The sequence below is a fragment of the Bradyrhizobium vignae genome (assembly GCF_004114425.1).
Taxonomy (GTDB): Bacteria; Pseudomonadota; Alphaproteobacteria; order Rhizobiales; family Xanthobacteraceae; genus Bradyrhizobium; species Bradyrhizobium vignae.
In genome coordinates this window covers 1-9,111 of sequence record NZ_RDQF01000108.1, presented here as the reverse complement: position 1 = coordinate 9,111, position 9,111 = coordinate 1, and the positions used below count along the sequence as shown (strand labels likewise).

At 59.0% G+C, this 9,111-nt stretch carries 7 protein-coding genes and 2 pseudogenes; 8 read left to right on the top strand and 1 reads right to left on the bottom strand.

The annotated features are described in order from the left end of the window. Positions 1 to 230: 230 nt before the first annotated feature. Positions 231 to 782: a MarR family winged helix-turn-helix transcriptional regulator gene (locus EAV90_RS38425; RefSeq protein WP_129146405.1), complete on the bottom strand. Its 552-nt coding sequence runs from the start codon at positions 780 to 782 to the stop codon at positions 231 to 233. Between the two features lie 329 nt (positions 783 to 1,111). On the opposite strand from EAV90_RS38425, the gene EAV90_RS38420 reads away from it, so the two are divergent. The 8 genes and pseudogenes from EAV90_RS38420 to EAV90_RS38385 form a co-directional block, all read left to right on the top strand. Next, positions 1,112 to 2,632 (top strand): porin, encoded by a 1,521-nt coding sequence (locus EAV90_RS38420; RefSeq protein ID WP_129146404.1) that lies wholly within the window; start codon positions 1,112 to 1,114, stop codon positions 2,630 to 2,632. Positions 2,633 to 2,938: 306 nt separating this feature from the next. Then, positions 2,939 to 3,673 (top strand): GntR family transcriptional regulator, encoded by a 735-nt coding sequence (locus tag EAV90_RS38415; RefSeq protein ID WP_208738587.1) that lies wholly within the window; start codon positions 2,939 to 2,941, stop codon positions 3,671 to 3,673. Between the two features lie 218 nt (positions 3,674 to 3,891). Beyond that, positions 3,892 to 5,517 carry an ABC transporter substrate-binding protein gene (locus EAV90_RS38410; RefSeq protein ID WP_129146403.1) on the top strand — a complete coding sequence of 542 codons (1,626 nt, stop codon included), beginning with the start codon at positions 3,892 to 3,894 and terminating at the stop codon, positions 5,515 to 5,517. Between the two features lie 347 nt (positions 5,518 to 5,864). After that, positions 5,865 to 6,245 (top strand): annotated as a pseudogene (locus EAV90_RS41940) (LLM class flavin-dependent oxidoreductase); the annotation flags it as partial. A 112-nt stretch (positions 6,246 to 6,357) separates the two neighbouring features. Beyond that, the gene (locus EAV90_RS41370; protein ID WP_129146401.1) at positions 6,358 to 6,918 is read left to right on the top strand and encodes an LLM class flavin-dependent oxidoreductase; all 561 of its coding nucleotides are present in this window, start codon (positions 6,358 to 6,360) and stop codon (positions 6,916 to 6,918) included. Positions 6,919 to 7,198: 280 nt separating this feature from the next. Further along, on the top strand, positions 7,199 to 7,519 hold the full coding sequence (locus tag EAV90_RS38395; RefSeq protein ID WP_164937293.1) for a hypothetical protein: 321 nt from the start codon (positions 7,199 to 7,201) through the stop codon (positions 7,517 to 7,519). Then, positions 7,516 to 8,298, top strand: coding sequence for an SDR family NAD(P)-dependent oxidoreductase (locus EAV90_RS38390; protein WP_129146399.1), 783 nt, complete (start codon positions 7,516 to 7,518; stop codon positions 8,296 to 8,298). Before EAV90_RS38395 ends, EAV90_RS38390 begins: the two co-directional genes overlap by 4 nt. 611 nt (positions 8,299 to 8,909) lie before the next feature. Further along, a pseudogene (locus EAV90_RS38385) lies at positions 8,910 to 9,111 on the top strand (NAD(P)(+) transhydrogenase (Re/Si-specific) subunit alpha); the annotation flags it as partial.

The following is a 9,111-nucleotide window of genomic DNA, read 5'->3' as shown; positions in this document are numbered from 1 at the left end:
GCCCCGTGACGTGGAGGCAACCTGGAGAAAGGTTGGTGAACTCCTCGATCTCTTCTCCAAGGAGGAGTGCACCAACTACTTCAAAAACTCAGGCTATGTTTCCGTATAAAAACATCATGCTCTAGAGTGCGAATTCAATCGGGATCAATCGCTCTCGCGCTCCGGCGTTCGGTCTGCGCAATCTGCTCATAAATCCTTCGGAGCCGAATTGGCTTCTGTAAGATAGTCACTCACACGTCAGGCTTGCTTGCATCCAGCTCGAGCTGAAGGGCCACTTTCTCCATTCTGCGCTTGATGGTCGAAAGCACTTCTCTGAAATCTTGCAGCCTTTCGTGCCCCAGATCTGCAAAGATCGTCTCATCCAGTTTTCTGCGCTTGGCTGCAAGGCTTGTAATCGCCTTACGAGCCTTTTCGGTCAGCGACATCAACACGACCCTTCCATCCGCTGGGGAGGCGGTGCGAGTTACGAAGCCTCCCTTTTCCAGCATCTTGGTTTCTGCGGTCACGAACGGTGAGCGGACGTTGATCTTCGCAGACACATCTCCGACGGAAACGCCCGCTCCTTGGTCCAGATCCCCAATCGCCATCAGGATCAGCCATTGAGGGCCGCTGACGCCAAGCGCCTTTGCCCACGTACGCCGGATGTCCTCCAGATGCACATTGATTGCCGCGATGTCCCAACCGACTTCTCCGATAATTCGGTCTGACGGCGCGGTCTGTTTGCTTGTCCTGTGACCTTTCGCGCTGGGCGAGGGCTGCTGCCGGGTCGTATCTCGGGACATATCCGAGACCTCCTCTTCATTATTTCGCTTACTTACCTAACCCGCTTTGCAAGACACAGCAACACTGCGGCGCAATCAGTGTTGCTTGAATGTCACGACCCTCTCCCGATCAAGCGCTTTGCTAGCTTATATCAGTTGAATATATAAGTAACTTATATAATGTTCGGCGCCGTGACGAGGGCGACCCTTGGTCGCACGTCAAGCAGATCGATCCATTCGCGCATGGCGAAGACGTCGATGCGCGAGACGAAAAGCAACAGTCGTGGACTTGGGTTCATTCTCCGGCAACCGCCCATGGGGGAGCGCCGCCGAAAATCTTGGAGGGCTTTATGAAGACGTTTATCCGAATGCTCTGCGGTTCGGCCGCTGCGCTCAGCTTGATGGGGGGTGCACAGGGCGCCGACCTGCCGACCAAGGCAAGGCCGGTTGAATACGTGAAGGTCTGCTCTCTTTATGGCGCCGGGTTCTACTACATCCCCGGCACCGACACCTGCATCAAACTCGGAGGTTATCTGCGCGTTGATGCGGCGTTGCACACCAACTCGATCTACACGCAGGGCGCGGTGAATGGTGTGCCCGGAGCGGGCAATCGCCTGCGCAACTACTACTCCACCAATGCTCGTGAAGATCTGACGATCGATACGCGCACCGCGACACAATACGGTATGCTTCGCACCTTCTTCGATGGCGTGTTCGACTGGGGCTCGGGCGGCTATACCGGTGTCGGCACAGGCGGTGCTAATGGCTCGACCGTTTACGGCGGAGCCGGCATCGCCAGTGGATCAGTTGGTGTCTATCTAGCCTTCATCCAGTTCGCCGGGTTTACGATGGGCAAGACCATCTCCCAGTTCTCAACGCCCTGGATCAATTACCCCGCGAACAACTTTGACGGTCTGCCAGGCGGCGGCGGTGCGGTTACAGGTGTGAATCAGTTCACGTACACGGCTGACTTCGGCCAGGGTATCACTGCATCATTCTCGGCGCAGGATCAGGTCCAATACTACACGACCAATATCTGGAACATCAGCGCCGCCACCGTGGCTGGTCTTGCAACAGGCGCGTACGGCGCGAATGACATTGCCGGTGCAAGCTCTCCTGACCTTGTCGCCACGCTTCGCGTCGATCAGGCTTGGGGCCTGTTCCAGGCCTCAGTTGCAGCACATGACAATCACGCCGCCTACTACGGCGCCGATGAGATGACCGGTCATCCCGGCGACAAATGGGGCTGGGCGGGTCAACTGGCTTTATCAATCAAGAATCTCCCGACAGGTCCGGGTGACACAATCAATGTGCAAGGCGTTTATACGTTTGGCGCAAGCCGCTACAATTTCCAGGACCTCGTGCCCACCAACTACGCGATGTACGGCGGCTCGAGCCATGCGGGGGCCTACCAGATCGTCGGCCTTGCCGGTCTCGCCGACTCAGTGTTCGTGACCGGCTCCGGTCAGGAACTGACCACCACCTATGGCTTCCGTGGCGGCTATACCCATAATTGGGATCCTTACTGGAACACTGGAATCTACGGTGCGTGGGCTGCAGCACGATACAATGGCACAGGGAAGGGCTATATCTGCGGTGCATTCGTCGCCGGCCTTGCGCTCTCGAGCGGCACGGCCGGCTGCAACCCCGACTTCAACTATGCGGTCGCAGGCGTGATCACACGCTGGACTCCGGTCAAGAACCTGACCTTCTCAGCGGATCTGGCATACAGCATGCTCGACCAGAAGTACGCGGCTGGCAGCACTGTGGTGTTACCGACGCAGACGGGTATCGCCAAACCCGGCGCTACCTACGAGTTGAAGGACCAGAGCACGGTGAGTTTGCTCCTGCGAGCTCAGCGCAATTGGTGATCCGTTTTGGCAACTAGCTTGAAGGAGAAAGGAAGAGGCTTTTAGAACCGACTTTGACCTCCAATAAGACCTCCGGCATGCCCGCCGGAGGTCTTTCTAAGAACCGGCTTTGAAATGGGCCCGCGATCCGCGGGACGAACGGTGCTTTGCCACTCGCCGTCCTGCCCGAAGTCTCTCGTTGGCCGATGACCCGCCAACTCTCGGACTTCACGTTCGAAAAAGACGAAGCGGCCAGCCTGCAAACTTGACGTAAACGTGAGTTTGTGATCACATATCCGAAATGAAAGATTGGGGGGACCCGCGAAGGTGAAAAACAAGAATCCGCTGCCGCCACTGCCGTCCGTTGCCCGGGATTCGATGGCAGATCAGGTTTACCGACATTTGCGTGATGGCGTGATGGCCGGCCGCTTCGCGCCGGGCCAGAGGCTGACAATTCGCGGACTTGCCGAGGCGCTGGGGTCGAGCCCGATGCCGGTGCGCGAGGCGCTGCGCCGTCTGCAGGCTGAAGGTGCATTCGAGTTCAGCGACACGGCGCGCCTGAGCGTAGTTCATCTGTCAACGGCGCAATTACGCGACGTGCGCGATGCACGAGTGGCGCTTGAGGGGCTGCTGGCCGAGCGCGCAGCAGTGCGCATGACAGGCGTTGATGATAGCGAGATCGCTCAGCTCTATGATCGTCTCCAGGCAGCGGCCGATGCGGTCGATGTGCCCGCTTATTTATCGGCGAACTTCGCCTTTCATAGGCGAATCTATGAGATCGCTAAAGCACCCATCATCCTTGGTGCGGTCGAGAATTTCTGGGTTTTGATTGGCCCGTGCTTCGTGCTCGTTGCGCCCGACGCCGCGCACCTGCGCCGCTCCATGGATGCTCATCGCCGTATCCTTGATGCGCTGACGCATCGCGACGGCCCCGCCGCCCGCGCGGCTGTAACCGATGACATCATGCAGGCGGCCAATTGCCTCTCGCGCGTTATCGACAAACCTGAAAAGAAACGATCGGCTGCCACTCCGAAAGGCAGGCGCGGAAGCGCCTCTGGCTGAGGATCCTGCGGCGGTTCATGCTTTATGCCGAGCTGTGCGTCTGAGCACGTCAGTCGCATCTTTTATCTCCGCGATCGTCGATTGTACGGACGCAAACGGAACCTTCTGGGTCGCTCCTTTGCTGGAGCGTCTTCGAGGACTCGTGCGCACGAGGACAGAGCTATCCACGTCATTCGACCTTGTTCACGCAAATCCAGAATCTACGCAGGGGGACTTGAATGTTTGGACATCAATCACGCCGCAGCTTTCTCAAGCTGGCGGCAAGCGGAACTGCGATGTTCACGCCGGGCCTTTGTACCGGGTCTGCAAATGCACAGGATGTTCCGACGCTCACGGTCGCCTGGGGCACAGATATCGATTCCTTCGATCCGGCGCAGTTCAAGTCCGACGGCGCTTACATCGTTCAGGCAAACATCTACGACACGGTGCTGGGCTGGGGTGCAGAGTCAGTCGCCGGATCGCCCAACCTTGCGATTTCCAAGCCCGGTGTTTTCACAGGCGGCATCGGCGAAAGCTGGACATATGAGAACGACAACAAAACCCTTGTCGTCAAGATCCGTCGTGGCCTGAAGTTTCCGACCGGCCGGCCGGTGAATGCGAACGCGGTGAAATATCTCTTTGACCGTGGATTGCAATCCTCTGGCTACATGCGCCTCATCTTTCCTACCATGATCGGGGTCACGGAGGCAGATCAATTCGAGGTGCGCGACGATAGCACCTTTGCGATCAACCTGCCGGCGCCAAGTGCCATGTTGCTGGACGTGCTGGCCTTGTCCAACAACGCACTTCTCGATCCCGAAGAGATCAAGCTGCACGCGACCGCCGACGATCCTTGGGCCTCTCAATGGCTCAAGCGAAACACGGCTGGGCTGGGGCCCTACAAACCCGTCAGAAACGAGCCGGGTGTCGAGGTGGTCCTGGAAGCCACGCAAGGCTATTGGGGTGCGCCCCCCTATTTCAGACGCATCGTCATCAAATCCACGGCGAATGAAGCGGACCGGATTCTCCTGCTTAAACGCAAGGCCATCGACATGGTCATCGGACCCAACTCGATGTCGCCGAAGAATCTCAAGAGCCTTGAGGGCGAGCCCGGCCTCAATGTCGTGTCGCTGCCCGACACCAATTGCAATTTCCTCTGCATGAATCTGAAGAAAAAACCGTTCGATAACGTGAAGGTCCGTCAGGCGATCAACTACGCGATGCCGATCCACGCGATCATCCCGAACGTGCTCTACGGCTATGGCGAACAGATGAAAAGCCCGATTGCAGCTCAAACGCCCGGCTATGATGGTTCGCTCTCGCCGTACAATTATGATGTCGCCAAAGCAAAATCACTGATGGCAGAAGCGGGGTTCGGCTCTGCGCCGATCCCGGTCAAGCTCGCGGTGCGTGTCGGCTATGCGCCGCATGAGCAAGCAGCGATATGGATTCAGCGCGAACTCGAGACGATCGGATTCCGGGTCAGCATCGAGAAGGAGACTGACGCGACCTTCCGCCAACTGTCATCGAGCGGCGGGCACGAGCTGTCGATCGAATCGTGGCAGTCCTGGATCAACGACCCATTCTATCACCTCTATTGGAACTTCCACAGCAAGGCTAACGCGACCAACAAGGGGGGCTACGCCAATCCTGCCCTCGACAAGATCATCGACGAGAATATCCGAGAGGCTGATCCAGCGAGGCGCATGGCCGCAGTCAGGGCGGCGCAGAAGATTCTTCTGGATGACGCGACCTGGGGTCTGCTTTGGTATGACAATTGGGCGAGGGTGACGCGTTCCGAGCTCGCGGGCGTTGCGAAGTACTGGGATTCCTTCGAGCGCTTCAACAAAATGAAACTGAGTTGAGAGCGGCCTGGACGCGCTGGCAAAGTCATGTCGTTCTTCGCTTTTTGTGCTTCGCCGGGCAGCTCTTTGCTGGCGCCGACCCGGTTTGGCGTCGGCGTGATCGGCTTTCTCCTCGACTATCTGTTGCGCGGTAATGCCGCCGTCGTGAAGGCCGGGGCCGGCGCCATGGCGAGGCCCGAATACGTCGCTCGGCGTCATTGCGCATTCGTCCGCAAGGGGCGGATGCGTCGTCTGGTTAGGGACCTAGCCGCGAAGTGGGCGAGGCGGCAAGTCAAGCCATTTTCTTCATCACCTCTCGGCCGGATCAGCTGCTTGAGCGCGGACGGAGGCAATTCTCGGAGACGTCCATGTCGATAGAACTGTTGATGCTCGGCGACCAACCGGTGTCCCGCCTTGCCGCTCGTACCAGGCTTGCCGAAGAGAGCGGATTTGAAACCGTCTGGCTTGCGGATGAGCGCTTCTACCGGGAAACTTACTCGTGTCTGTCGTATCTGGCCGGGCAAACCTCGCGCGTCAAGCTTGGTCCCTGCGTGACCGATCCGTTCGCGCGCCACCCGGCTTTGACTGCCATGGCCCTGGGAACCCTCGATGAAATTTCGGAGGGCCGCGCCATTCTCGGCATCGGGGCGGGCGTCTCCGGCTTCGCTGAGCTCGGGATCCAATCCCGCAAGCCGCCTCTCGCCATTCGCGAAGCCGTCGATCTGATCCGTCAGCTCATGGCTGGGCAGGAGGTCGACTACCGGGGCGAGATCATTCAATTTCACCGCGGCCGATTGAATTTCACGCCGCTGCGCGCGCATTCCTGTTCGCGTCGCAAGCAATGGGCCGCTCGGTCAGAAAATGGGCGGCGTAGTCGCCGATGGCGTGATGATGGAAGGGTGCGGCTCTGTCGACGAAGCAAAGGCCTTCGCGTCGGCCGTCGCCGAGGGAGCGACGAAGGCCGGCCGTTCTCCGGGCGAGATCAAGCTTGTCGCACGCCTTGATTGCTGTATCGCCAATGACGGTAAGCAGGCGCGCGATATATTGCGCCCTTCAGTGACGCGGATCATTGCACAAGCCACTTCGCGGTTCTACACGCTTCAGACCCAGGGACTTACGTTGCCAAAAGAGGCTGTCGAAGCCATTGGTCCGGTCCCTTATGCTGCCGGCGTCGCCCCGTTCGCCGCATTATTTCCTCTCGTCACCGACCGCCATGTCGACGCTCTCACCCTCTGCGGGACTGTCGAAGAGGTGACCCAGCACGTCATTGACCTTCGCCGCGCCGGCGTCACCGGCTTCAACATCTTTCCGGTTCCGGCTCCTGGCGTCAGTTACGAAGACGTGATCATGCGCTTCGGAACGCAAGTCTGGCCGGCGGTCAAGGCGGCTTTCGCGAAAGCGTCGAGCGATCGGCAGACATAAGCCTCGAGCCAAGCTTTTTTCAGAAAAGAGGACTGGCAACCTCCTCGCGGGCCTCTTTGCGCCGCGCTGATCAAAGCACGGCCAGGGATGTGACGGATGACGCCTGTAGCTCGGCGAGAGACCAGCGGGATGGTGAAGATGAATGGCTCGTTCTTGACGCTCAGAGGTACCTTATCGGGGCCCCGCTGATCCAAACATTGAAATCTCCTGGCGGATGATTGGCTTCGAGGCTGTCAAAGCTTGCTCGTCCTCTTTGAGCAATATTCATGAGGAGTAAATGATGACGACGGTCGTCTATATCCTGACCGCCTTGAAACCCGGTGTCGACCCGGACGAATACGAACGCTTCGAGCGCGAAGTTGACTATCCGTTTACAGAAAAGCTGAAGACGGTCATCAGCTATCGGATTCATCGCCTGACGGAGCCGGTGCCGTTCGACGGCGGCCCCTGGGATTACATCGAGCGCATCGAGGTGACCGATCGCGCCGCCTATGAGGCGGAGCTGGCCACATCCGCCAAGGATCTGATCGACCTGATACACGACAGGTACCTTGACGAGACGAAGCTGAAGTTCATCTGGTCTAGGAGAGTCGATCCATGAGTGCGGGCGAATGCGATCTCAACGGCAAGGTCGCCCTTGTCACTGGCTCCTCATCAGGCGCCGGCGCTGCAATCGCACTCGAGCTCGCCCGGCGTGGGGCGCGGGTCGCGGTGCATTGCCGGCGTGCTTTGAGCGAGGGCGAAAGCATTGTCGCTCGCATCGCCGCGATCGGTGGAAAAGCGACCTTGTTTTCCGTTGACCTAAGAGATCCAGAAGCGGCTGCAGCGCTTGTATGCCAGATCACAGAGCGATTGGGAGCCTTAGGCATCCTGGTCAACAATGCGGGTCCCTATTCGGATACGCCGTTTCGGTCACTACCTCTGTCGGAGTGGGAGACGGTCACGGCGGTGAATCTGAGGGCTCCGTACCAGCTTGCTCAAAGCGCGATCACAGGCATGGAGCGAATGGGCTGGGGCCGAATCATCAATGTGAGCGCAACCTCGGCCTATGCGAGGTCGCATTCGGTATATGGGCTTGCCAAAGAGGCTTTGATCCATTTGACGCAGTGCCTCGCGCTCGAATTTGCGCCGCTCGTTACGGTCAATGCGATCGTGCCCGGCCAGATCGCCGGCGAGCGTACCGATACGATGGCCGACTACAAGGCCAGCGTCGTCATGGAAACACCGATGGCGCGACTGGTGACAGAACAGGAGGTCGCCCGGATGGTGGCACTTCTCTGTACATCGGAGTTTTCCGCGGTGACGGGACAATCAATCGTCATGGACGGGGGGCGATCGCTACCGCGCACGCTGAAACTCAACCTCACGACGACCGCTTAGGTCTGCGGCTGCGCCAGGGGCGCGCGACATTCGGTGCTGGTGCTTTCCGACGCTGATTCGATCGCGCGGTCTAAATTCATCCTATCTCGCAGAAATCGTTCGCGCACCTCCAATCTTTCGTGGATTTTCACCGTTAGTTTCCAACGAAGGCCGTCAGATCGCCGAGAAACGACGCCTTCCCGATGCTAGCTTGCCCGTGGACGTGAGGGGAAGTGCAATGGGGCGGGGGAATGTGACGCACAATCGGCGGCTGCGCGCCGCACTGGCGCCTGATTGTAAGCTAGCTTTCGTTGCACACGTGACGCGAAGGACGGTGTCCCGGCTCGGCGCAAGGCAGGATGATCCTGTCATGAAATGGCGCGGCGCTAACAGACTGGGAGTGTGGTCGGCAGATCGGGCCGACTGGGAGGGCGGCATAAAGTCGATCTCGGTCGAGGGAGCTTGAAGCTCGGCGCCCCAAGGGACGGCGCAGGGCACCCGATAGAGTCTGCTAAACGAGCCTTATATTCAGTGCGAACAAGTCATCACTACGAATCAATTCGGGCGTTCTGCAGGCCGGCGCGCTCGGAATACTGCTGTACGAAGACACGCGGCGCTGGCCGGGAGGTTTCATGAAGATCGCCGTTGCCAAGGAAATCGATCCGTCGGAGCCGCGCGTCGCCGCTTCGCCTGATACGGTGAAGAAATTCAAGGCGCTGGGCGCCGAGGTTGCTGTCGAGCCGGGTGCCGGTATCAAGTCGGGCCTGCCGGATTCCGAGTTCACCGCCGCCGGTGCCACCGTCAGCGCCGATGCGCTCAAGGACGCGGATATCA

Bases quoted from the DNA above. Each gene is read 5' to 3' on its own strand.
- EAV90_RS38425 (WP_129146405.1), bottom strand. From the start codon at position 782: ATGTCCCGAGATACGACCCGGCAGCAGCCCTCGCCCAGCGCGAAAGGT.
- EAV90_RS38420 (WP_129146404.1), top strand. From the start codon at position 1,112: ATGAAGACGTTTATCCGAATGCTCTGCGGTTCGGCCGCTGCGCTCAGC.
- EAV90_RS38410 (WP_129146403.1), top strand. From the start codon at position 3,892: ATGTTTGGACATCAATCACGCCGCAGCTTTCTCAAGCTGGCGGCAAGC.
- EAV90_RS41370 (WP_129146401.1), top strand. From the start codon at position 6,358: ATGGGCGGCGTAGTCGCCGATGGCGTGATGATGGAAGGGTGCGGCTCT.
- EAV90_RS38395 (WP_164937293.1), top strand. From the start codon at position 7,199: ATGACGACGGTCGTCTATATCCTGACCGCCTTGAAACCCGGTGTCGAC.
- EAV90_RS38390 (WP_129146399.1), top strand. From the start codon at position 7,516: ATGAGTGCGGGCGAATGCGATCTCAACGGCAAGGTCGCCCTTGTCACT.